The following is a 23,336-nucleotide window of genomic DNA, read 5'->3' as shown; positions in this document are numbered from 1 at the left end:
CTCACCCGCTCACCGGACCGCGTGGTCGGCTTCCGCGACGCGCCGGACGAGCGGTAACGGCCCCGGACGATTCTCGGATTCCACACGGCGAGAGTCCAATTCGAGCCGAGAGGGCAGTCCGATCACAGTGCATGCCAATGCCGAATTCGGTTCGTTCACGCTGGTCGACGTCGAAACCTCCGGGTTGTCCGCGTCCGAGGATCGGGTGCTGTCGGTGGCGGTGCTGACGCTCGCCGACGACGGTCGCGTACAGCACGAATTCCACACCCTGGTGAACCCCGGCTGTGATCCCGGCCCGGTGGAGATCCACGGGTTGACCCGGGAAAAGCTGCACGGCGCACCGACATTCGAGGCAATCCGGCCGCGGCTCGCGGAATTGCTCACCGGCCGCGTTCTGGTCGCGCACAATGCCTCGTTCGACTACGGCTTCCTGCATGAGGAATTCACCCGCGCCGGTGCGATATTGCCGGTCGAACGGCAGCTGTGCACGCTCGCCTTCGCGCGCCGACTGGCACCGCCCACCGCGAACTTCAAACTGGGCACGCTCGCCGCGCACTACGGCGTGCGGCAGACGCGCGCGCACGACGCACTCGATGACACACGGGTACTGGCGGGCGTCCTGCACGGTTTGATGTCCGACGCCCGGCGGTTCGGCGTCTCGCCCCCGCTCATGCCGCCGCAACGCGACCAGCGGCGCTCCTCCCGGCGCTGGCCGACGACTCGCTCCGGCCCGAAGATGCTGTGCTCCTTCGCCTATCCCGGGCGGTTCCAGGAACACGGCCGCCTGGTGCAGGGCATGAAAATCGCGATCACCGGTGAAACCCATATGGAGCGTTCGGCTTTGGCGGCTCGCGCCGAGGCCGCCGGTCTGGATGTCACGACCTCGCTCAGCCGTCGCACCAGCGTGCTGGTGACGAACGAGTCGCGATCGCAGAGCCGCAAGGTGCGCGACGCCGTCGAATTCGGCACCGCCCTGCTCACCGAATCGGCGTTCCTGGCGCTGCTCACCGATATCGCACCCGGCACCGCCAAGGGCGCGACCGGTACCGCGAGCGCGACCAGCACGGTCGAGGGCATATCGAGCACGGCCACAGGCGCATCCGGCACAGCCAAGGGCGCGATCGGCACCGCTGAGCGTGGGACCGGTACCGCCAGGGGTGCGTCGGGCGTGGCCGAGGGTGCGTCCGCCACAGTCGAGGGCAGGTCGGGTTCCGTCGAGGGCGCATCCACCGGTTCCGCGAAATCGGCGGCTCGGCAACGCCCTTCGGGACCACTATCGGGCCGCCGGTTTCTCGTGCTCGGCGGCACCCACGATCAACGCGCCGCCGCCACGGCCGATCTCATCGCACGCGGAGCCTCCGTCGCGGTGAATCTCTCGGCGAGCGTCACCGATGTGCTGGCCCTGTCCGACGCCGCGTCCGACCGCCGATACAGTAGGGCGGCGGGCGTCGGCCTGCCGATCCACGGCCCCGAATCGCTGACCGCCGGGGAATTCACAGCCGCCCACCAGGAATCCGCAGTGCACCCGAATCAACCCCGGCCGGACGCCGAACCCGGCCTGCCCGCCCCATCCGAACCGATCGTGCCCGAACCGATCACGGTCGAAGCGCTGTCCTTGGCCCGGGGCCAGGTGATGGACCTTCCGGTCGACGAATGCGGTGGCGAATGGACCCTGCGCGCCTCGTGGAAACAGAACGGCGGCTGGGAGGTGGATCTGGTCGCCTTCCTGCTCACCGATGACGAAATGGTCACCGGTGACCCGGATTTCGTGTTCTAAAACCAGCGATCCGCCGAGGGGGTGGAGCTGGCGGTGGAAGGGCCCAGCGAGCAATCGCTGACCATCTCGCTCGATCATCTGCCCGAATACTGCCGCCGCATCGCGATCGCCGCCGCCATCGACGGTCCGGGCATCACGTTCGGCGATGTGGGAGCCATCGAGATCGAAGCCGCGCCCGGTGGCGACCAGGCCGTGATCGCCCGTGCCACCCTCGATGCCGCCACCGAGGAGCGAACGCTGCTGCTCGCGGAGGTGTATCAGCGCGGTGAGACCTGGCGACTGCGGGCCCTGGGACAGGGCTATGCCACCGATCTCGCGGCGTTGGCGACGCGCTACGGCATCAGCGTCGCCTAGCCCGCCGATTTGGTCTTGTCGCGAATGGTGTCGGCCAGTTGGGCCGGCATCGGTTCGTGGCGGGTGTAGCTGCGCGTGAAGGAGGCCGCGCCGTGTGCCAGGGAGCGCAGGTCGACCGCGTACCGGGAGAGTTCGAGTTCGGGGACTTCGGCTCGGATCTCGGTGCGGCCCAATGTGACCGGTTCGGTGCCCAGGACTCGGCCGCGGCGACCGGATAGGTCGACGAGGATGGGGCCGACGTATTCGTCGGCGACTATCACCCGGACTTCGGCGATGGGTTCGAGCAGGTTCATCTTGGCGGCGCTCGCCGCTTCGCGCAGGGCCAGGCCGCCCGCCATCTGGAAGGCCGCATCGGAGGAGTCGACCGAGTGGGCTTTGCCGTCATAAAGCGTGATCCGCACATCTATCAGCGGATACCCGGCAGCGACACCCCGCGCCGCTTGCGCGCGAACGCCCTTCTCCACCGAGGGGATGAATTGGCGCGGCACCACGCCGCCCACCACCTTGTCGACGAATTCGATACCCGAGCCGCCGGGCAGGGGAGCGACCTCTATCTCGCAGATGGCGTACTGCCCGTGCCCACCCGACTGTTTGACATGCCTGCCTTTACCGGAAGCGGTGCTGGCGAACGTTTCCCGCAGCGCCACCCGATGCTCGATCACATCGACATTGACCCCGAATCGCGAGCGCAACCGCTCCAGCGCCACATCGCGATGTGCTTCACCCAGACACCACAGCACCAGCTGATGGGTGTGCGGATTCTGTTCCAGCCGCACCGTCGGATCCTCGGCCACCAGCCGGGACAGCCCGATCGAGAGCTTGTCCTCATCGGCCTTGCTGTGCGCGTTCACCGCGACCGGCAATAGCGGATCCGGCATCGACCACGGTTCGATGAGCAGCGGAGAATCCTTGGCGGACAGGGTATCCCCGGTCTCGGCATGCGAGAGTTTGGTGACGCATACGATGTCACCGGCAATGCCCTGGCCCAGCGGCCGCTGCTGTTTCCCGAAGGGAATCGAGACCGCGCCGATGCGCTCATCGGAGTCGTGATCGACCGCTTCCGCCCCGATCCGATGACCCCAGACGTGCACGGTGTCATCGGCACGCAGTGTCCCGGAGAACACCCGCACCAATGACATTCGCCCCACATAGGGATCCGAGGCGGTGCGAATCACCTCGGCGGCCAGTGGCGCTTTGGGATCGCACACCAGCGGCGTGGCTTTGCCGCCGCACAGCGCCGATACGGGATGTTCTGCGGGAGTGGGGAATCCGCGGGTGATGAGATCCAGGATCTCCACCGTCCCGAGCCCCTGTTTCGCGCCCTCCGGCGGCGGCGCGGCGATCAGCACCGGATGGAAACTGCCTCGTGCGACGGCCTTTTCGAGATCCGGCACCAGCGTCGCGAGGTCGATCTCCTCGCCGCCGATGTAGCGCTCCATGAGCGTCTCGTCCTCGGATTCGGCGATGATGCCCTCGATGAGCCGATTGCGCGCCTGCTCCAGCTGCTCCAGTTGCTCATCGGAGGCGGGTGTTTCGGTGTGCGCGCCCGCGGAGTAGTCGTAGACATGCTGGGTCAGCAGATCGATCAACCCGGTGACCGGCCGATGCCCGTCCGCGCCCTTGGCCCCGTACACCGGAAGATGCAGCGGCAGTATGGATTCCGCCCGTCCACCGCCGAGGATCTGCCCGCACGTCTCGGTCATCTCCTCGAAATCGGCTCGCGCGGTGTCCAAATGGGTGAGCACAATGGCGCGCGGCATGCCGACGCTCGCGCATTCCTCCCACAGCGCCAGCGTCGTCCCGCTCACGCCCTCCACGCCGGCGGCGGCCGAGAGCACGAAAAGGGCCGCGTCCGCTGCTCGCAGACCGGCCCTGAGCTCCCCGACGAAATCCTGGTATCCGGGGGTGTCGAGTAGGTTGACCTTCGTCCCGTCCCAGCCCATCGGCACCACCGACAATTGCACCGAGCGATGTTGTCGCTGCTCGATATCGTCGTAATCCGAGACGCAGGTGCCGTCCTCCACCCGTCCGGCTCGGGGCACCGCGCCCGTGGCGACCGCGAGGGCCTCCACCAGCGTCGTTTTGCCCGATCCGCTGTGGCCGACCAGCACCACATTGCGGATATCGTCGGGCCGTTCGGCCGTGACTGCCTTGCCATTCGCGCCTGCCGACGCGGTTCGCTCGACCATAAGGCTCGCTCCGGGGTCGATTGCTGCGGTACTCCGAGCTTCCCACCGCAGCCCGCTCCCGTCCACGATTCCGGCGAGATGGCGTCGGCACGCCACATCCGGGTGCGCGCGTCCGCACAACAAAACCGGCCGGAATTCGAGGTGAATTCCAGCCGGTGTGCGAGAAGGAGTGAATCCGCGCCGATGATCTCGGGTGGCGCGGCGGTCCCGTCAGGAACCGAAGCGTGCGAGCACGCTGGTGGCCTCCTGGGAAGCCGCGCCGCCCTGCGCCAAATGCGCCATCTCCGGGGCGATTTCGCGCCCGTGATGCTCCATCGCCTGCGCGTACAACCGGCCCGCGCGGTACGAGGAACGCACCAGCGGACCCGCCATGACACCGGCGAAACCGATCTCATTGGCCATATCCGAGTGCTGCACGAACTCTTCCGGCTTCACCCAGCGATCGACGGGATGGTGCCGCGGCGACGGCCGCAGGTACTGCGTGATGGTCAGAATGTCGCATCCGGCCTCGTGCAGATCGCGCATGGCCTGGGTGACTTCCTCGGGGGTCTCGCCCATACCGAGGATCAGATTCGACTTGGTGACGAGCCCGGCCTCGCGCGCGGCGGTGAGCACCGCGAGCGACCGCCCGTACCGGAACGCCGGGCGAATCCGCTTGAAGATGCGCGGCACCGTCTCCAGATTGTGCGCGAGCACCTCGGGACGAGTGGAGAACACCTCTTCGAGCTGTTCGGGCACGGCGTTGAAATCCGGGATCAGCAGTTCGACGCCGGTGTGCGGGTTCAGCCGCTTGATCGCGCGCACGGTCTCCGCGTACAGCCAGGCGCCGCCGTCCTCCAGATCATCGCGGGCGACACCCGTGATGGTCGAGTACCGCAGTCCCATGGCCTGCACCGATTCGGCCACGCGCCGGGGCTCGTCGCGATCGAGTGCGGCGGGTTTGCCGGTGTCGATCTGGCAGAAGTCGCAGCGCCGCGTGCACTGTTCACCGCCGATGAGGAAGGTGGCCTCGCGGTCCTCCCAGCATTCGAAGATGTTGGGGCAGCCCGCTTCCTCGCAAACCGTGTGCAGCCCTTCGCGTTTCACCAGGCCCTTGAGCTCGGTGTACTCCGGGCCCATGGTCGCCTTGGTGCGAATCCACTTGGGTTTGCGCTCGATCGGGGTCTCGGCGTTACGCGCCTCGATGCGCAGCAGTTTGCGTCCGGCGGGTGCGGAGGCGGCGGTCGAGCCCGGCCGGGGTGCGGCGGGATCGGGGGTGTTCGATGTCGGGGTATCGACGGAGGTCACTCAACTCACCCTACGCTCGTGATCATTCGGCTTTGACGGCCACCGGTGGGGTGACGGCGGCGGTCCTGGGCAGATGGTGTTCGGTAATGGGCAGATCGCCGTCGAGGGCGCGCGCGATGGCCTCGGCGACCAGCGGGCTCACCTCGGCGACGGTGATCTCGCGGCCGAGCTCGCGGGTCAGCGTGGTGACCCCGGCATCGCGGATACCGCACGGCACGATCGCGTTGAAACCGTCGAGCGAGGAATTGCAGTTCAGTGAGACCCCGTGCAGGGTCACCCCGCGCTGCACCCGCACACCGATGGCCGCGACCTTGCGCTCGGGCAGGAATTCCGAGGCGGGCAGCCACACACCCGAACGCCCTTCCACCCGACCGGTTTCCAGCCCGAGTTGCGCGCACACATGGATGAGGGCTTCCTCCAACCGGCGCACGTACTTGACCACGTCGACCGGTTCGGCAAGCCGGATGATCGGATAGCCGACCAATTGCCCCGGCCCGTGCCAGGTGATTTTCCCGCCTCGATCGACCTCCACCACCGGGCTGCCGTCCATGGGCAGATCCTGGGCCTCGGTGCGCCGTCCGGCGGTGAAGACGAAGGGATGCTCGAGCAGCAGCAGCCGATCCTGGCCGATGCCGTCGGCGCGCTCGGCGGCAATGCCGCGCTGCAACTCCCACGCCCGCGTGTACTCGATCAGACCCAGTTCCTGGACCAGCAGGGGTGTGCTGTCGAACCGGGCCGATGCCCCACGGTGTGCCGGGGCGGTGACCGTCTTGCTGTCGCTCACCTCTGCGACGCTACGCCATCGTCGAGGATGATCTGCATCAGCGTCAGGTCCATCCAGCGGCCGAACTTCTGCCCGACCTGAGGCATCTGCCCGACGATCGCGAAGCCGAACTTCTCGTGCAGGGTGATGGAGACCTGGTTGGAGGTTTCGATGGCGGCGATCATGACGTGCACGTCCCCGCGCCGCGCCCGCTCCAGCAGTTCGGTCATGAGCGTTTTCGCCACTCCCCGCCGGTGGAAACGATCGGCGACGTACACCGAATTCTCCACGGAGAAGCGGTAACCCGACTTGGGCCGGAACTGGCCGTAGCTGGCGTACCCGGCGACCGCGCCGTCGATCTCGGCGACCAGGATCGGGCATCCGGCGGCGGTCCGCGCATCGAACCAGGCTTGCCGTTCGGCGAGGTCGGCCGGTTCGGTATCCCAGATGGCGGTGGTCTCGGCGATGGCGTTGTTGTGGATCGCCAGGATCTCCGGCAGATCGCTTTCCCGCGCATCGCGCACCAGCAGTTCGGTGGCTACCGGCTGAGAGGTCTCATTGCTCACCCGCAACACGCTATCCGCGCACCCCGTGTGATCTGTATCGCGCCCGTCACAGCGGCGTGAATCAGGAGCGGTGACCGACCGTGGCGGCCAGCGCCGCGCCGATGGTGTGATGCTGGAAGGGGTAGCCCGCTTCTTCGAGCGCGGTGGGAATCGCCCTGGGGCCGTGCAGGATTCCCTCTTCGGCGAATTCGCCGACCGCCGCGCGCAGCGCGAACGCGGGCACGAACAGCGGGGTCGGCCGATGCAGGGCGCGGCCCATCGCGCGGGTGAATTCGGCGTTCGTCACCGGTGCCGGGCCGACCATATTGACCGGGCCGCTCAGGGACTCATTGGTGAGCGCGAAGATTATCGCGCCGATCTCGTCATCGAGCGAGATCCACGGAACGTATTGCCGCCCACTGCCCAATCGGCCGCCGAGGCCCAAAAAGTAAAGGGGATAGAGCATTGCGAGCATGCCGCCCTGCTTGGCGAGCACGACCGCGCTGCGCAACAGAATCGTGCGCACACCCGCTTCGGCGGCGGGGCGGGTCGCGGCTTCCCAGTCCTGACACAGTCCGGCCAGGAATCCGGTTCCGGCGGGCGAACTCTCGGTCATGACGCGATCGCCGCTGCCACCGCCGTAGTAGTGCACGCCGCTCGCGTTCACGAGCGTCGGCACCCCCGCGGTTGCTGCCGCGGAAGCCAATACATCGGTCGGAACGACGCGGCTGTCGCGCAATTCCTGTTTGTAACTGCCGTTCCAGCGCCGTCGCCCGATACCGGCGCCGCAGAGATTCACCACGGCGTCGGCATCACGCAGCGCACGATCGTCGAGGTCGGCTCGCGTTGGATCCCACTGGAATTCATCGCGAGCGTGGGCGGGACGGCGCACCAGGCGAACCACCTGGTGTCCGTCGCGGCGCAGGGCCGCGACGAGCGCCGTCCCGATCAATCCGGAGGAACCGGCGACCACGACTTTCATACCAACCCTTACAGGCCGAGGTCGCCCTCGAAGGCCGCCTCTTCCAGCCGGTGCCGGATGGTGGTGAGGAAGCGGCCCGCGTCGGCGCCGTCGATGAGCCGGTGATCGTAGGTCAGCGGCAGGTAGGCCATCGAGCGGATGCCGATGAATTCGCTGCCGCTATCGCTGATCACCATGGGGCGCTTGACGATCGCGCCCGTGCCCAGCATCGCCGCCTGCGGCGGAACCAGGATCGGGGTGTCGAACAGCGCGCCCTGCGAACCGATATTCGTGACGGTGAAGGTACCGCCCGACAGCTCGTCCGGCTTGAGGCCGCCGTTGCGCGCCCGGTTGGCGATATCGGCGATGGCGCGCGCCAGGCCCGCCAGCGACAGGTCGTTGGCGTTGTGGATGACCGGCGAGAGCAGACCCTGCTCGGTGTCCACGGCGATGCCCAGGTTGACCACCGAGTGGTAGGTGATCTCGTTGGTCTCCTCGTTGTAGGAGGCGTTGACGTTCGGGTGCACCCCGAGCGCCTCGATCGCCGCCTTCGCGAAGAACGGCAGGAACGTGATGTTCACGCCCTCGCGCGCCTTGAACGCTTCCTTGGCCTTGGTGCGCAGTGCGACGACCTTGGTGAGGTCGACCTCGTGCACCTGGGTGAGCTGCGCCGTGGTTTGCAGCGACTCACGAGTCTTGGCCGCGGTGATCTTGCGGATCCGGCTGGCCTTCTGGACCGTGCCGGGCAGGTGCGCCAGGTCCGACTTCGGGGCAGCGGCGGCGGGCGCGGCGGCCGGAGCAGCCGCGGCCGGTGCGGCAGCGGCGGGAGCCGGAGCCTTCTTGGCCTCCGCGGCGGCGAGCACATCCTGCTTGCGGATGCGGCCGCCGACACCGGAACCGGTGAGGGTGGCGAGGTCGACGCCGTTCTCGGTGGCGAGCTTACGGACCAGCGGGGTCACGTAGGGGCCGCCGCCATTGGTGGAGGGCTCGTCCGCCGGGGTCGCCGCGGCCGGAACCGGGGCGGGCTTCGGGGCCGGAGCCGCCGGAGCCGGGGCGGGCGCGGGAGCCGGTGCGGCGGCCGCGGGAGCCGGGGCAGCAGCGGCGGGCTTCGGTTCCGGAGCGGGTGCCGCCGGGGCGGGCGCGGGAGCGGCAGCCGGTGCGCCACTTCCGATTACGCCGAGCTGACCGCCGACATTGACGACATCGTCTTCCTGCGCGGTGATCTCCAGCAGCGTGCCGGCGACGGGCGAAGGGATCTCGGTGTCGACCTTATCGGTGGAGACCTCGAGCAAAGGCTCATCGACCGCGACCGAATCGCCGACCTGCTTGAGCCAGCGGGTGACGGTGCCCTCGGTCACGGACTCGCCGAGTTCGGGCATCTTCACCGGCGTGCCGGAAGCGGCTTCGGCGGCGGGTGCGGGGGCTGCGGCAGCGGGCGCCGGTGCGGCGGCCTCTGGCTGCGGGGCGGGTTCGGGCTCAGGTGCAGGTGCTTCGGCCGGAGCCGGGGCGGCAGCGGGGGCCGGAGCCTCGCCCGCGTCACCGATCACGCCGAGTTCGCCACCGACCTCGACCACATCGTCTTCCTGCGCCACGATCTTGACCAGTACGCCGGCGGTGGGAGACGGGATCTCGGTGTCGACCTTGTCGGTCGATACCTCGAGCAACGGCTCGTCGACCTCGACCGTGTCCCCTTCCTGCTTCAGCCACCTGGTCACAGTGCCCTCGGTGACGCTCTCACCAAGAGCTGGCATCTGGACGGAGAAGGCCATGTCCGTTGACTCCTCTGACTGCTCGTCGGGTTAAACAGTTTGTCCCCGGCGGACTTTCATCGCGGGTCGCGATGTGGGTCCAACCGCCACCGATCATTCTGTGGCATCCGGAGATCCATGTTGGTTCTTGTTCCAGCTGCCATCCTTGCACTCCGCCGCGTGCAACGTGTCACAGGGCGGCCCTTCCCCGAACCTCGCGGCGTCACAAACCCGATGGTGAGGCCCTCGAACGCCATTCCAACAGCGGTAATAGCCGCCCGCTCCTGAACGCCACCCAAGAAGTCCCTGAGCAGCGCCTTCGAACCCCCGCCACCCCCTGTCCACCCATTCCCACCGCTGGCAATATCGAATTACCGGCGGCGCCCCACCCGTCCGGGAAGGAGGCACCCCATGAGTTTCCTGGATTTCCTATCCCGAAGCTCCTCGAAGACCACAACCCCGTCCGACCTGACCCACCTCATCACCTGGACCAGGTCACACCACGGCGTAGAAGCCTTCATAGAACCCCGCACCACGGTCACCGACGTAACCGCCGTCCTGGTAGCCCACGACGGCGAATGGACCCGCCGAGTAGTAGGCGAACGAGGCGCCCACCGCCTCTCCACCACCCTGAACATCCCCGTCTACGACGTCCGCAAAACCGGCTACCCCCAACGCATGCGAGACCACGACGCCCGCCGCCGCATAGAACAACAACGCGCCCGGCTCAGCGATTGATGATCGAAATATTCGACGGAGTGAGCGCTGTCGCGCCCAGAACTTCCTCGACGACATTCCGCGCAGGTGTCGCCTGATCCGCCAGCAGCGCGGTCGCGGATTCGCCCGCCCAACCCGGCCAGACGAGTGCGATTTCGGTTCCCGACCTCATTCGGAGCAGCAGCCAGTAGCGATCGTCCCCCGCCGGTTTCTTGAGCATTCGGCGCAGTGGACCTTGAATGGCGGGCCACGCGAGATCGACCCGAGCTACGGGGGCGAATCCGGAGAAACGCGTCCACTCGGATAGCGGCAGTTCGCGAAATGCCGGCTCGGTCCATGGACGCCTCCCGTCGAGCTCTGTGACGACTCTGCCGAGAAAGTCCCGCAGCTCGGATTCCGAGTGCTTGATCCGAACAACGGTGTCCAGCTCCTCATTCGACTCAAGGGCTGCTACCAAAGCCCCGTACTTCTCGTCGAGAGTGAGGGCCCCCAGTGGTCCGGTGAGCAATGCAGTCGATACTCGACTCACTTCCTCGGGTCCGAGGGTATCGGAGAATTGCACACCGTAGAGGACGGCGTTCACGACGCCGCGCCACTGCTGGGTCATTGTTCTTTGGCCTCCACGTCATCTCGGCGTCGTGATGATCTGCGCTGGATCGATCGTCAAACCCTGTCGTCGCATCTCTTCGATTACTTGCTTCGTGAAATCGGGTCCGGGCCGGTAGTGACCGCTGGCATCGGTGATCAATCGGAGTTCTCCGTTTGCCACCTGAAGCTCACCGGCTCCGGCAACAGGCGCTCCCGCAAGGAAACTGGAATGGTGGAACTCGCCTGGACCATGGTAGAGCGACGCGTAGATACTACCGTTCTTGTCCATCACGAAGATCGCTTTGCCTGCGCCGTTCCAGTGAGACGCCGCAAGCGTGGTGTCGAACAGATTGCCATCCGCGTCGTACATTTTTCCATCGCGAATGAACAGCTGAAACCGCTGTCGCTCTTCAGCATTCAGATAGGTCACCTGTTGGCCCGGCCATACGGAGTTCCCCGGCAGCTGTTCGCCCAGGTATCGGCGATCCATCGAGGTAGTTCTCAGTGTTCGGACCGGTACGGCGCGTCGGCTGATGGAAACCAGCTTGGGCTGTGCTTCTTCCACCCACTTTCGGATCTTTGCCAGCAGTGGTCCGATGCGCGCGGTGAGAGGCGTCAACGTTCTGGCGGTGATTGCGGTTGCGCGGGTGGCCAGTTCGCTGATTATGGTGGCCACGCGCTCGGCTTTGTAGGTGAGGCGGGCGGCGAGGGCGACGTTGCCGAATTCGGAAAGGCCGCCGGTCAGGGGGATCGCTACGGCGAAGAGGGTTTCGGCGAAGGCGGTTTCGACGGCGAATTCTTTTAGTTCTTCGAGGATTTGGTGGTGGGCTTGGTCGAGGTGCTGGGCGTAGGTGCCGCAGGCTTCGGCGAGGGATTGGCAGATGTCGGCGAGGGTGTGCAGGTCGGATTGGCGGTCGGTGCAGGTGGAGATGGCGGTGGGGATTTCGGGGGATTGCTGGTTGTTGAGGAGGGATAACGCGTCGGGGATGCGGAGGGCGAGGGTGCGGAGGTCGGCGGCGGTGGTGAGCCAGGCGGTTTGGGCTTCGCGGAGTTTGTCCTGGTGGCCGCTGGGCCAGGCCGCGCCGACGAGGTCTTTGATGAAGGACCAGCCGAAGGGTTCGGGGATGCCGTCGCCTGCGGCCGGCAGGGCTTGGGGAATTACGCAGGGGACCGGCCAGGCCGGGGGAGCGGGTGGGGGAGTCAGGTCGTTGAAATTCGCGGCGGCTTCGCCTGTTTCGTGGTTGTGCGCGCCGGTGGTTATGAGGTCGGCGGTGGTGGCGGACGCTGTGATCAGGCGTTCGGAGGTGGCGAGGGCGAGTCCTGTGGCTTCGTCGTATGCGGCGGCCCAGGATTGGCCGATGCTGTCGCTGCCTGCCATGCCCGCTCCGGCGTTGAGGACGCCGAGCAGGGCCATGTGAGTGGAGGCGGCGTCCTGCGCGATGGTGCCGAATACCTCTGCGGCGGAGCGGTACTCGGTGGCTCGGCAGAGGATGAGCGGGACCGCGGGCGCGCTCACGGCCACCTCGAGCATCGTTGCTCACGGCACGCCTCGCCATGGCCGACTCCCTGCGCGCTCACGGCCACATTCCGAGGTTGGTCTCACCGACCGCGCGATAGGAGTCCCGGGCGGTATGCAGCTTGCCGCGCAATTCGCCAAGGGCCCCGCGCATTTCAGCGACACCTGCGACCCGCGCGTCATGCGCGGCGCGATGCCCGGCGGCTGCCTCACCGGTCCAGGCCACATGCAACGCGTCGACGCGCTCTTCGATCGTCCGGACCTGCTGTTCGATCGATGTTTCCAGCGTGGCCGTAGCGTCTATGAGCCGTTGCAGCCCATCGAGATCCACTCGATAGTCACCCAAGGCTCACCGCCCCGGGCAGATCCAGACTCGCCCCCGCCGACTCGACGGCTGACGCCCACGACCGATCGTGCGCCTCGAACTCCCCGGCGGCTCGTCGTAGCAGCCCCGCATCAGCATGGAACGAGTCGATGATCCGTCGAGTGCCGCGCTCCCACTCGGCCCACGGTCCTTCATGCGACCCGGCCGCCGCCCCAACCCATTCCCCGCCGATGAACTCCCGCACCGCACGCATATGCGAATCGACGCGCTCGCTCAGCTCCCGCGCGGACCCCTCCAACGCATCGGCCGCAGCACGCAACTCGACCGGATCGACATCCACCCCAATGCCCACGCACACGAGATTAGCTGTTGCGGGCGACAAGTGGGCAATATTCTGCCCCGCATGTGAATAGCCAGATTGTAGGAATTTCAACACCACGGCAGGGCTGCCAGAAGCAGCCCTGCCGACCTTCAGTTACTCAGAGGCAATCGACTCGAGCGTAGCGATGAGCGTGCGCACCGGCACACCCGTCCCACCCTTACCCGTGTACCCGAACGCCCCACCGGTGTTGTACGCCGGCCCCGCGACATCGAGATGCGCCCACTGCACACCCTCCGGCACGAACTCCTTGAGAAACAGTGCGGCGGAAAGCATTCCACCCCACCGATGCGGAGCGACATTCGCCAGATCCGCGATCTTGGAGTTGATATCCCCGCGCAGTTCGGCGGGAAGCGGCATGGCCCAACCGTTTTCACCCACCGACTGCGAAATCCGAGCCACCCGATCCCGGAACTCATCGGTCCCCATGACACCCGGCGTCCGGGTGCCGAGCGCCACCATCTGCGCCCCCGTCAAGGTAGCGACATCGATGATGTAATCCGGATCATCCTCTCCCGCACGCACAATCGCGTCGGCGAGAATGAGCCGCCCCTCGGCATCGGTATTGATCACCTCGACGGTGGTCCCGCCGTACTGCACCAGCACATCACCCGGCCGCTGCGCGGTGGCGGACGGCATATTCTCCGCCATCGGCACCGTGGCGGTCACCGTGATCGGCAGGCTCAGCCGAGCCGCGAGCAGCGTGGTGGCGATGACCGCCGCCGCCCCGCCCATATCGGAGGTCATATTCTCCATGCTCTGCGCGGGCTTGATGGAAATGCCGCCGGTATCGAACGTGATCCCCTTGCCGATCAACGCGACCCGCTGATCCCCGCCCGCATAGGTGATGCGAATCAGCCGAGGCGGCCGCGACGACCCCTTGCCGACCCCGATGATCCCGCCGTACCCCTTGGCCGCCAGCTCGTTCTCATCGAGAATCTCCACCTGCAACCCGGCGGCGGCAGCCAATTCCGCTGCGCGATCCGCGAATTCGGCCGGGAACAGCTCGTTCGGCGGCGTATTCACGAAATCCCGTGCGGTGGCGACGGCTTCGGCGATCGCCTGCGACCGGAACAGCTCCTCTTCCCCGAATCCCGCGTCTGGCACCAGGAATTCGATCCGCCGCACCGGCTGATCATCGGCCTTGGGCGCGCTCTTGGCCGACCGGAACGCGGTGAACTGGTACGCCCCGAGATAGAACCCTTCGGCCGCCGCACCCAAATCCACCCCGGACAGCACTGTGACCGCGGTCCCGACCCCGGTCAGCGCCCGCGCCGCCGCACCCGCGGACTTGCGCACCTGTTCGGCGTCGATCTTCTCCACCGCGCCCAGCCCGACGGCGAGCACGAAATCCACATCCAGCCCACTCGGCGCCGGCACCCGGGTGATCTCCTCGGATTTGCCCTTGGCCCCGACCGCCCGCAGCGAACTCAGCAGCGCCGCACGCGTATCGGCATCCAGTACATCTTCGAACGCGTCCGCGGGCGCGAAAACCGGCCCGTCCTCCGACGACGTGAGTCCGATGACCAGAGCATCGGCCGCGCCGAGGCTCTCGGTGCGCACCAGTTCCGGCCCGAGCGAACGATCTGCAACAGCTGTCATGCGCCCCAGGCTACTGCGCGACCCCCGCGCCCACCCGCCCGGCGCGCCCCGTATTCGCTCCCGGTGAACGCGATACGCCCCGGTCGGGCCGTTATGCCCGCGGCGCGAAATAGCGGGCTTCGACACCGTCGAGCAGTAACTCGATGCCCTCGGTGAGCAATCGATCGAAGTCCGTATCGAGCCCGTCCGCGTCATCGGCGAGATAGCGCACGAGCGTCGGATGCGTCTCGGGCGTGACGAGCTGCATCGGATGCTCCGAACTCACCCCCACGGGCGTCCGTTCCGATCCGGGCAGCAGTGCCAGCCCCTGTACCAGCCCCGACAGCGACAGATAGATCGACAGCATGATGTCCCGATTCATCCCCGGCAGATCCAGCGCCGCGAATGACCGCTCCAGGGTGTCCAGCAGCGCGAGCCCGAGCGGCGGCCGAGTCTGGGCCAGCACCGGCAGCATCCACGGATGCAACTGGTAGAGCTGCCATTCCGCGACCGCCTCGGCGGTGAGCCGGGCCCGCCATCCCGGTGCGGCGGCGGGTGCGGGCCGTGCCCCGATCACGTATTCGGCCATCTCCGCCAGCAGCGCGTCTCGATCGGCGAAATGCCGATACAGTCCGGTCGTGGCCACCCCGAGCTCGGTCGCCAGCCGCCGCATGGACAGTCCGTCGATCCCGTCCCGATCCGCCAATTCGATTGCCGCCCTGACAATTCCGACATTCGTGAGGCGCTCCGGCCGAACCCTGCGCTGCGGGGGAGTCGCGATCTTGCGCCCCCGGTACGCGCGGGCCTGGCAGGACCGCGAGCAGTATTGCCGCCGCCGTCCGCGTTCCCGCTGCGGAATCTCCGCACCGCACACCACGCATTTCATCACACCACCAAGTGTGACGAATTGGTCGTAAACCCTCGTATCGACCCCTACTTTGGGAATCGGAACACCGTTCGCACCGAGGAGGAAAAGCATGCAGAACCAGCCGCGGGTCCGTCGCGCCGAACTGTCCGAGGCGACCGAGGTGGCGCGCGTCTTCGCCCGCGCCGCACTCGATGAGGCGGTCACCGCCTGGGTCCTCGAGGACAGCCCCGAGGCCGTCGAGTACTTCCGCAACGAACGCGCTCCGGAGATGATCACCAATGCCCTGAAGGAGGATCAGGTCTGGCTCGCGGGTTCGGGCTCCGATATCTGGGCGGTGTCGATCTGGCAGACGGTCACCTCCGCGGACCGCTTCGAGGCCGAAGCCGCGGAACTGCGCGCCCTCGCCGGACAGGTGCCGGGCCGCCCGTTCGAGCGCATCACCGCGGTCACCACGGCCCTGGCCGCGCGTCATCCCCGCGAGTTCCCGCACCAGTACCTCCAGGTCATCGTGACTCTCCCGGAGTTTCGGGGTAAGGGCGCGGGCGCGGCCATCATCACCGACCGCGTGAAATCGGCCACCACCCCCGCGTATCTGGAAGCCAGCACCGAGCGTTCGCAGCGCCTGTACGAGCGCTGCGGCTTCGCCCGCATCGGCGATCAGATCGTGCTCCCCGATGACGGTCCGACCTTGCGCCCCATGTGGTTTCAGAGCTGAATTCGGTTGCGTCCGGCCCGCCGATGCGAGACGGTGGGCCGAACATGAATGAGAAAGAAATGGTCCGCCTGTCCAAACGCCTGTCGAGCTGGCTCCGGCACAACCCGGATGCCATCGGCTTGCGCCCGGACGAGGCGGGGTGGGTGCGGGTTCAGGACCTGCTGCGCCAGGCCGCCGCGCACAATCGCGGTTTCACCCGCACCCAGCTCGACCTGGTGGTCGAGCAGAACAATAAGAAACGCTTCGAATTCGACGATTCCGGCACCTCGATTCGCGCCCGCCAGGGCCATTCGATCGAGGTCGACCTGGGGTACACACCCGCCGATCCGCCGGAAATCCTCTATCACGGCACCGCCGAACGCACCCTCGGCCTGATCATGGCCGAGGGTCTACTGCCCATGCGGCGGCATGCGGTGCACCTGTCCGCCGATACCGCCACCGCGGTGAATGTCGGTGGCAGACATGGCCGTCCGGCGGTGTTGCGGGTCGATACGGTCGCCATGCGGGCCGCCGGTCACGAATTCTTCGTCACAGGCAATGGCGTATGGCTGGTGGACGCGGTGCCGCCGCAATTCCTCGAATTGCTGCCCACGCCCCGGTAATCGGTCCGTCGCGAGCCGTCAATCCGCATCGACGTCCGATTGACCCGGATCCGAACCCGCCGCCCGGATGCGGCAAATACCCTGGATATGACACCGCTGTCGGGCATACCGCGCGGTGTCCACGACCATGGAGTGCCCGCCTCGGATCGCACAGGAGGTCTCCGTGGCGAAGGCGAAGTTCCAGCGCACCAAGCCGCATGTGAATGTCGGCACCATCGGCCATATCGACCATGGCAAGACGACGCTCACCGCCGCGATAACCAAAGTGCTGCACAGCAGATATCCGGATCTGAATCCGTTCACGCCCTTCGACGCCATCGACAAAGCGCCGGAGGAACGTCAGCGCGGAATCACGATTTCCATTGCGCACGTGGAGTATCAGACCGAGAACCGGCACTACGCGCATGTGGACTGCCCCGGGCACGCGGACTACGTGAAGAACATGATCACCGGCGCGGCCCAGATGGACGGCGCGATCCTGGTGGTCGCCGCGACGGACGGCCCGATGCCGCAGACCAAGGAGCACGTCATCCTTGCCCGCCAGGTCGGCGTGCCGAAAATGGTTGTGGCACTGAACAAGTGCGACATGGTCGAAGACGAGGAGATCCTCGAACTGGTCGAGCTGGAGGTCGGCGAACTACTGAGCGAATACGACTTCGACGGTGACAGCACCCCGGTGGTGCGCATCTCGGCCTATCAGGCGCTGGAGCATCCGGACGGCGAATGGGGGAGCGGCATCACCGATCTCCTTGACGCGGTGGACAATTGGATAGACACCCCGGTCCGTGAGGTGGACAAGCCGTTCCTGATGCCGATCGAGGACGTCTTCACCATCACCGGTCGCGGCACCGTGTGCACCGGGCGTATCGAACGCGGTGTGCTGAAGGTGAACTCCGATGTGGAGATCGTCGGAATCCGGCCCAGGACAACGAAAACCACGGTCACGGGCATCGAGATGTTCCGCAAACTCCTGGATGAGGGCCGTGCGGGCGAGAACGTCGGCCTGCTGCTGCGCGGTATCAAACGCGAGGACGTGGAGCGCGGACAATGTGTCATCAAGCCCGGATCGGTCACTCCGCACACCGAATTCGAGGGCCAGGCGTACATCCTGTCAAAGGAGGAGGGTGGCCGTCACACCCCCTTTTTCGACAACTACCGTCCCCAATTCTATTTCCGCACAACGGATGTCACGGGCGTGGTGACGCTGCCCAAGGATGTCGAGATGGTGCTGCCCGGTGACAATGTCGCCATGTCGGTGGTGCTGATCCAGCCCATCGCCATGGAGTTGGGCCTCAAATTCGCCATTCGAGAGGGCGGCCGGACGGTGGGTGCGGGCCAAATCACCAAGATCATCAAGTAGCCCGCACCCGCGCGTCAGTTGTAGACCGCTCCGAACGAGGGCACCGAGATCGTGCTCTTCTGATACGCGAACCCATCGGGATTGGCATCGCTGACCGGCACGGACCAGCGATGCCACACGCTGCCGTACACCGCGGCCACGATCATCCCCGGCCCCGGATCCATGACCGCGGTGCGAATCGTGGTGTCCACCGGCACATCCTGATGCTCGATCAGCAGATTGGTCCCGCTGCGACCGTTGGACAGGTTGAACCACATCACCTCGAGCTTCGCCCCGCCCTGATTCGGCGAAATGGTCCCCGGCCCGCCGAAGAACCCGAACCGGAACCCATCGGTCCCGAGCGCGATCCCGGATCCGGTCACCCCGGGCCCATCCCCGCGCCCGATATCGGACTGCGCCGGAATCTGGAACGGCTGCGCGGGAAGCGCCACCTCCCCGGCTCGCTGCCCCGACGCGATCAGCCTGCTGACAGCTTGCTCGGCAACCGGATTCCCGGCCGCGGTGGCCTGCAATCCCTGAATCGCCGCGGTCCAATCGAACGCCGGCGCGCCGCTGGCGGGCGCGCTCGCGATTCCGACAAATGCCGCAGCCGCCACGGCCGTGGCGGCAATACGACGAGTAGAACGGCTTCCACGCATAATCGGATCTCCTCGGATTGTGCTGTACCGCTTCCCTAAACCGCCCCATGAAAGCACCACCCGGGCAGTCTGCCCACGCAGACTCGCCGAGTGTTTGCCAGGTGATCCACCGCAACGGACCGTCGTCTGTCGCGAGTCCCTCTCGGCCGACCGATTAGTTCTGCTCGCCTGCCCCGTCTACTAAGCAACCGAACTAAAAGGAGCACCCGATGTCCGAGATCAAGTCCTACACCGTCGAAGCCCCCGGCGCGGTAATCGCCTATGACGTGCGGCAGCCGGAGACCGGTACGGCAGGGGATCAGCCCGCACTGCTGGTGGTCGGGTCGCCGATGGACGCTTCCGGATTCGTCAGTCTCGCAGCCCGTTTCCCCGATCGCACGGTCGTCACCTACGATCCGCGCGGCACCGGCCGCAGCACCAAGGCCGATCCGAGCACCGAGTCCACGCCCGATCAGCATGCCGATGATCTGCACCGGGTGATCGACGACCTCGGCGGCGCACCGGTCGACCTGTTCGGCAGCAGCGGCGGTGCGGTGAATTCCCTTGCGCTGGTGGCCAAGCACCCGGAGCAGGTCCGCGTCCTGGTGGCGCATGAGCCCCCGGCCGCCCAGGTGCTGCCGGAGCGTGAGCAGGCGCTCGCCGCCACGACCGCCATCTCGAAGACCTATCAGGAGAAGGGTTTCGGCCCCGCGATGGCGCAGTTCATCGCCGTGGTGGGCCTGAAGGGCGAGATTCCGGCCGATTTCGGCGATCAGCCCGTCGATCCCGCCATGTTCGGTCTCCCCACCGAGGACGACGGCACCCGCACTGACGCGCTACTCGGCCAGAACCTGATCTCCTGCACCCATTACGAGCATGATTTCGATGCCCTGCGCGCCGCGTCCACCCGCATCGTGATCGCGGTCGGAGTCGAGTCCGAGGGCGAGTTTGCGCACCGCGGCGGCCTCGGCGTGGCCGAGCTGATCGGTGTGGAGCCGACGGTCTACCCCAGCAATCACGCCGGCTTCCTGGGTGGCGAATACGGCCAGCAGGGTGATCCGGACGGCTTCGCCGCTGCCCTGCGGAAGTCGCTGTCCGAGTAGGGATTTGTCCGATCAGCTCTCGCGCGTCATCCAACACGCCATTCGATTTCGGCGTGTTGGTGCGCGAAGCTTCGATCCCGCGTGACCCGGGCCCACCAGCCTGTTTAGCTCGATGCATGCCCAGTTCGAGAGCTCGAAAGTCCAAGCGCCGAGCCAAGATAGCGGCCCGCGCCCGCCGCCGCGAACGCGCGGCGGCGTACCCGTCCTGGTTCGACCCGTCGATTCGGAATATCCTCCGTCGCCGCCGCACCGTGCTGTTCGCCAAACGCCCCAGGGAGTTGGAGCAGGCGACCGCCGCCCTGCTCGGCGAACAACTGCACCGGGTGCTCAACACCCACACCGCCGCCCCGCACTTCGACTCGTGGTTCACCGAATTGGTCACCACGGTGGTCGCCTGCGCGAGTGATCCTGCGGCGCACACCGATCCGGATCAGCAATCCACCTGGTGGTTATTGCACGGCTTGCTCGCGATAGCCCCTGTCGATTTCCTCATCGATCCGGTGCAGGATCTGCTGGACGCCACCACCGGGCACTGCGAGCCGCCGTGGTTACCGCTCACCTGCAGAGTGCAGGCCACCGGCGAGGTCTGGCGGTTGAGCGTCATTGATGGAGCCAGAACCGCATTCATCGCGGGCTATGAGTATCCCGGTGGCACGGATCGGCACGTCTACCTCTTCGACCTGAGTGCCAAGCCCGATGAGCGGCTCGAGCCGAACGCCATCGATTGGTCCGGCCAATACATCGCAGGTCCTGTCGAACTACTCCGTGCCGATGCGTTCGACACCGTCGATGCCGCCGCACGCGCGTGGCGAGACTCGGTCGGCCCGGCTGCCGCGAATTCACGCCCGGCACCGATCACCGATCCCGCCGACCTGGCGTTTCTGCCCTGCTGCTGTGACCCGACAGCGGTGCTCGGCACGGAATCCCGCAACCGCCTGGACAATTGGTTCCGTGCTGCCCGCCGCATCGAAGAGCTCATCATCACGCTGCGACGGCGCGGCACACCGCTACCACCGCTGCCGGGCCTCTACCCGGAACTCATCGGGACATGAACCAGCACCAGCGCACGGCTTCTCGTGTCGCGCCCCCTCGGCGCACCTCGAGTAACTAGTGTGATGCCCGACCGCCACGGCGGTCGATGTGATGAAGGGTGCTGGTTTGGTGGAGTTGCGTGGTGATGTGGTTCCGGATGATGCTGCGCGATCGCAGCCGATCGCGGCCGAGGGTTTCGGCTGGGACTGGCTCAAGTCCCCGAACCGCTCCCTGCACTTCGACCGCCCGCAGCGCATTTGGGAGACCAAAGCCGTTCCCGGCCAGGCCCGTCCGTACGTGGTCGCCACGTTCAACCTCAAAGGCGGGGTAGGCAAGACCACCACCACAGCGGCCCTGGCCGAGATCCTGTCCGCCGAGTTCGGCAAGCGCGTACTGCTCATCGACCTGGACCCGCAGCGCAACCTGACCACCATGATGGTCGGCGAAAAGCGCTCCGCCGAACTGGATTCCGGTGACCACACCCTCGCCGCCGTCTTCGCCGACGCCCTGGCCGGCCGCCGCCCGCGCGATGCTACCGAGCTGGTCCAGCACGGGGTATCGCCGATGCAGGCCGTCACCTCGGTGGACCTGCTCGCATCCTCCCCGAAGCTGATTGCCCTGCAAGACGATATGGCCCGTCTAACCACGTTGGACCCGACCACCGTGCTGGCCGCCGCCCTGACCGGCGTGCTCTCCGGCTATGACTTCGTCCTGATCGACTGCCCGCCCAATCTGGGCCCGATCACTCAGAACGGCCTGCGCATCGCCGACGGCTATCTCATCCCCACCATCCCCGACGTTATGTCGACCTACAGCATCCCGCCGCTGCAATCGCACCTGCGCCATCTCTCCACCGCATGGTCCGCGCCGATCACCGAGTTGGGTGTGGTGATCACCAAATACCGCCGCTCCTCCACGGTTCATCAGCGCATCCTGGAGACCCTGCGTGAGAACCCAACCCTCCCGCGCCTTTTCCCCACCCGCATCCCCGAGTCGAATCAGATCGCCGCGGCCGCCGAGTTCACCGACTTCGGCACACTTCGCCAGAAGTACGGTCAGGGTGGCCAGTTCCTGGCACTGCGCGAGCTGACGGCGGACTTCATGGCCACCACCAGAATCAAGCTCGCCTGGGGTCGCTGACCAGGGATCCACCGCGGTTGCGCAGCCTGGTATTCCTATCCGGTGTCGCAAGAACAGGATCCACGCTTCGCGGAGCTGAGCAGCCATCCCGTCTATCCGGAGATCCGCGGCGTAGTCGCCTCGTACATCCACGCGTCGATCGCGAATCCGGCCGCCACACAACCCGAGCAGTGGAACGTCTCCGCGCTCCCGACGACCGAGAAGGCCAAGGGCCGGCGTCGCCTGCTCACCTTGAACTGCGGGGGACTGGAGACCCTCTATGTCACCGAGCTCCAACAGGAGGGTGGCATCGCCGTCGAGATCACCATCAATATCGATGCCCCCGACGGCTGGTCCGATGAGCGACTGGCCCTGGAGGCTGCAGGCGTGTGGACCCGCTGTCCCGACTACCGCACCGCCCGGGTCTGGTCCTGGAACCTCGACCTCGCCGCGCTCCTGGAAGACGACATCGATTTCGACGCCCTCCTTCAGGACCAGGACTTCGACTATCTGGCCGCGCAGTTGACCGGAACCCTGATGCGCCGCCAATCCCCCTACACCCGCTATCACTGCGCGGCGCTGGCGAACGATCTTCTCGCCGAAGTGGAGGAGATCCGCCGGGAGGAAGCGGACGAGCAGACCCCGGCATCGTGATCGTCCGGAAAACCCGCAGGTCAGGAGGCGATTTGACTTTGATCGTAGCGATACGTAACTTTATTCGAGTCAGAGCGACACGGACACCGACCCGGAGCCCCAAGGGCCTGGGAAACGAGGTTGTACGAGGAGCGCCTGACTATCACACTAGCTCGACCTGACCAGCGGATTTGGTTCTGCTGCGGCGGGTGGGCTAAGCTGTAAAAGTTGCCTCAACGAAATCCCTGCTCTACCGAGTGGTGAGATCTTGTGTGCGTGTGTTCTTTGAGAACTCAATAGTGTGTCGATGAATGTCAGTGCCAATAATTTATTGGTTCCGGCCTTCCACACCCCCGTGTGAGGAGGTTCGGACATTTAGTCAGCAAATACTTTTGCTGGCGTTTGATTTTGCCAAGGTTTTCGGACTCTGGTTAATTCTTCCAATTAGCTCTTCGGAGCGAGTTGAGAGTCTTCAACGGAGAGTTTGATCCTGGCTCAGGACGAACGCTGGCGGCGTGCTTAACACATGCAAGTCGAGCGGTAAGGCCCTTCGGGGT

23 protein-coding genes and 1 rRNA gene are annotated in these 23,336 nt (G+C 66.3%); 11 read left to right on the top strand and 13 right to left on the bottom strand.

Features of this window, described 5'->3' with window-relative positions:
- The first annotated feature begins 127 nt into the window (after positions 1 to 127).
- Both ACFC4D_RS33585 and ACFC4D_RS33580 read left to right on the top strand, forming a co-directional pair.
- Complete coding sequence (locus ACFC4D_RS33585; protein ID WP_376069183.1) at positions 128 to 1,777, top strand: exonuclease domain-containing protein; 1,650 nt, start codon at positions 128 to 130, stop codon at positions 1,775 to 1,777.
- A gap of 33 nt (positions 1,778 to 1,810) precedes the next feature.
- Positions 1,811 to 2,131: a TerD family protein gene (locus ACFC4D_RS33580; protein WP_376069181.1), complete on the top strand. Its 321-nt coding sequence runs from the start codon at positions 1,811 to 1,813 to the stop codon at positions 2,129 to 2,131.
- Here ACFC4D_RS33580 and ACFC4D_RS33575 read toward each other — a convergent pair.
- The 6 genes from ACFC4D_RS33575 to sucB form a co-directional block, all read right to left on the bottom strand.
- Positions 2,128 to 4,320: an elongation factor G-like protein EF-G2 gene (locus ACFC4D_RS33575; protein ID WP_376069178.1), complete on the bottom strand. Its 2,193-nt coding sequence runs from the start codon at positions 4,318 to 4,320 to the stop codon at positions 2,128 to 2,130. The genes ACFC4D_RS33580 and ACFC4D_RS33575 overlap by 4 nt on opposite strands.
- Positions 4,321 to 4,530: 210 nt before the next feature.
- Positions 4,531 to 5,607, bottom strand: coding sequence for a lipoyl synthase (gene lipA, locus ACFC4D_RS33570; RefSeq protein ID WP_376069175.1), 1,077 nt, complete (start codon positions 5,605 to 5,607; stop codon positions 4,531 to 4,533).
- A 22-nt stretch (positions 5,608 to 5,629) separates the two neighbouring features.
- Positions 5,630 to 6,391: a lipoyl(octanoyl) transferase LipB gene (gene lipB, locus ACFC4D_RS33565; RefSeq protein WP_376069172.1), complete on the bottom strand. Its 762-nt coding sequence runs from the start codon at positions 6,389 to 6,391 to the stop codon at positions 5,630 to 5,632.
- Positions 6,388 to 6,900 (bottom strand): N-acetyltransferase family protein, encoded by a 513-nt coding sequence (locus ACFC4D_RS33560; RefSeq protein WP_364650629.1) that lies wholly within the window; start codon positions 6,898 to 6,900, stop codon positions 6,388 to 6,390. Before ACFC4D_RS33560 ends, lipB begins: the two co-directional genes overlap by 4 nt.
- A 97-nt stretch (positions 6,901 to 6,997) precedes the next feature.
- The gene (locus tag ACFC4D_RS33555) at positions 6,998 to 7,897 is read right to left on the bottom strand and encodes a TIGR01777 family oxidoreductase (RefSeq protein ID WP_376069170.1); all 900 of its coding nucleotides are present in this window, start codon (positions 7,895 to 7,897) and stop codon (positions 6,998 to 7,000) included.
- A gap of 8 nt (positions 7,898 to 7,905) precedes the next feature.
- Entirely contained in the window at positions 7,906 to 9,645 is a 1,740-nt protein-coding gene (gene sucB, locus ACFC4D_RS33550; protein WP_376069167.1) for a 2-oxoglutarate dehydrogenase, E2 component, dihydrolipoamide succinyltransferase, read from the bottom strand.
- 390 nt (positions 9,646 to 10,035) lie between these two features.
- Here sucB and ACFC4D_RS33545 point away from each other — a divergent pair, with 390 nt between their 5' ends.
- Positions 10,036 to 10,362: an oxidoreductase gene (locus ACFC4D_RS33545; RefSeq protein WP_364650579.1), complete on the top strand. Its 327-nt coding sequence runs from the start codon at positions 10,036 to 10,038 to the stop codon at positions 10,360 to 10,362.
- Here ACFC4D_RS33545 and ACFC4D_RS33540 read toward each other — a convergent pair.
- From ACFC4D_RS33540 to ACFC4D_RS33515, 6 genes are all read right to left on the bottom strand, one after another.
- Positions 10,352 to 10,948 carry a hypothetical protein gene (locus ACFC4D_RS33540; RefSeq protein ID WP_376069164.1) on the bottom strand — a complete coding sequence of 199 codons (597 nt, stop codon included), beginning with the start codon at positions 10,946 to 10,948 and terminating at the stop codon, positions 10,352 to 10,354. The two genes, ACFC4D_RS33545 and ACFC4D_RS33540, sit on opposite strands and share 11 nt — an antisense overlap.
- Before the next feature lie 18 nt (positions 10,949 to 10,966).
- Positions 10,967 to 12,343, bottom strand: a complete 1,377-nt coding sequence (locus tag ACFC4D_RS33535; RefSeq protein WP_376069161.1) for a hypothetical protein — start codon at positions 12,341 to 12,343, stop codon at positions 10,967 to 10,969.
- Between the two features lie 160 nt (positions 12,344 to 12,503).
- Positions 12,504 to 12,776, bottom strand: a complete 273-nt coding sequence (locus ACFC4D_RS33530) for a WXG100 family type VII secretion target (RefSeq protein ID WP_376069159.1) — start codon at positions 12,774 to 12,776, stop codon at positions 12,504 to 12,506.
- Between the two features lie 7 nt (positions 12,777 to 12,783).
- Positions 12,784 to 13,122 carry a WXG100 family type VII secretion target gene (locus ACFC4D_RS33525; protein WP_376069156.1) on the bottom strand — a complete coding sequence of 113 codons (339 nt, stop codon included), beginning with the start codon at positions 13,120 to 13,122 and terminating at the stop codon, positions 12,784 to 12,786.
- A gap of 123 nt (positions 13,123 to 13,245) precedes the next feature.
- Positions 13,246 to 14,751, bottom strand: coding sequence for a leucyl aminopeptidase (locus tag ACFC4D_RS33520; RefSeq protein WP_375968260.1), 1,506 nt, complete (start codon positions 14,749 to 14,751; stop codon positions 13,246 to 13,248).
- A gap of 91 nt (positions 14,752 to 14,842) precedes the next feature.
- Positions 14,843 to 15,616 carry a TetR/AcrR family transcriptional regulator gene (locus ACFC4D_RS33515; RefSeq protein WP_376069770.1) on the bottom strand — a complete coding sequence of 258 codons (774 nt, stop codon included), beginning with the start codon at positions 15,614 to 15,616 and terminating at the stop codon, positions 14,843 to 14,845.
- 91 nt (positions 15,617 to 15,707) lie between these two features.
- Here ACFC4D_RS33515 and ACFC4D_RS33510 point away from each other — a divergent pair, with 91 nt between their 5' ends.
- From ACFC4D_RS33510 to tuf, 3 genes are all read left to right on the top strand, one after another.
- Entirely contained in the window at positions 15,708 to 16,313 is a 606-nt protein-coding gene (locus ACFC4D_RS33510) for a GNAT family N-acetyltransferase (protein ID WP_376069152.1), read from the top strand.
- A gap of 44 nt (positions 16,314 to 16,357) precedes the next feature.
- Positions 16,358 to 16,915: an RNA 2'-phosphotransferase gene (locus ACFC4D_RS33505; protein WP_376069149.1), complete on the top strand. Its 558-nt coding sequence runs from the start codon at positions 16,358 to 16,360 to the stop codon at positions 16,913 to 16,915.
- Between the two features lie 163 nt (positions 16,916 to 17,078).
- Entirely contained in the window at positions 17,079 to 18,275 is a 1,197-nt protein-coding gene (tuf, locus tag ACFC4D_RS33500) for an elongation factor Tu (protein WP_375968257.1), read from the top strand.
- A 14-nt stretch (positions 18,276 to 18,289) separates the two neighbouring features.
- Here tuf and ACFC4D_RS33495 read toward each other — a convergent pair whose 3' ends face one another.
- Positions 18,290 to 18,913, bottom strand: a complete 624-nt coding sequence (locus tag ACFC4D_RS33495; protein ID WP_375968256.1) for a hypothetical protein — start codon at positions 18,911 to 18,913, stop codon at positions 18,290 to 18,292.
- Positions 18,914 to 19,122: 209 nt separating this feature from the next.
- On the opposite strand from ACFC4D_RS33495, the gene ACFC4D_RS33490 reads away from it, so the two are divergent.
- The 5 genes from ACFC4D_RS33490 to ACFC4D_RS33470 form a co-directional block, all read left to right on the top strand.
- Positions 19,123 to 19,995, top strand: coding sequence for an alpha/beta fold hydrolase (locus ACFC4D_RS33490; protein ID WP_376069147.1), 873 nt, complete (start codon positions 19,123 to 19,125; stop codon positions 19,993 to 19,995).
- Positions 19,996 to 20,111: 116 nt separating this feature from the next.
- Positions 20,112 to 21,047, top strand: coding sequence for a hypothetical protein (locus ACFC4D_RS33485; RefSeq protein ID WP_376069144.1), 936 nt, complete (start codon positions 20,112 to 20,114; stop codon positions 21,045 to 21,047).
- A 277-nt stretch (positions 21,048 to 21,324) separates the two neighbouring features.
- Positions 21,325 to 22,167 carry a ParA family protein gene (locus ACFC4D_RS33480; protein ID WP_376069767.1) on the top strand — a complete coding sequence of 281 codons (843 nt, stop codon included), beginning with the start codon at positions 21,325 to 21,327 and terminating at the stop codon, positions 22,165 to 22,167.
- A gap of 42 nt (positions 22,168 to 22,209) precedes the next feature.
- On the top strand, positions 22,210 to 22,800 hold the full coding sequence (locus tag ACFC4D_RS33475; protein ID WP_376069142.1) for a hypothetical protein: 591 nt from the start codon (positions 22,210 to 22,212) through the stop codon (positions 22,798 to 22,800).
- A 451-nt stretch (positions 22,801 to 23,251) separates the two neighbouring features.
- A 16S ribosomal RNA gene (locus tag ACFC4D_RS33470) occupies positions 23,252 to 23,336 on the top strand; the annotation flags it as partial.

It is taken from the genome of Nocardia sp. NPDC056000 (assembly GCF_042269265.1).
Taxonomy (GTDB): domain Bacteria; phylum Actinomycetota; class Actinomycetes; order Mycobacteriales; family Mycobacteriaceae; genus Nocardia.
This window is presented reverse-complemented; position numbering and strand designations above follow the sequence as displayed.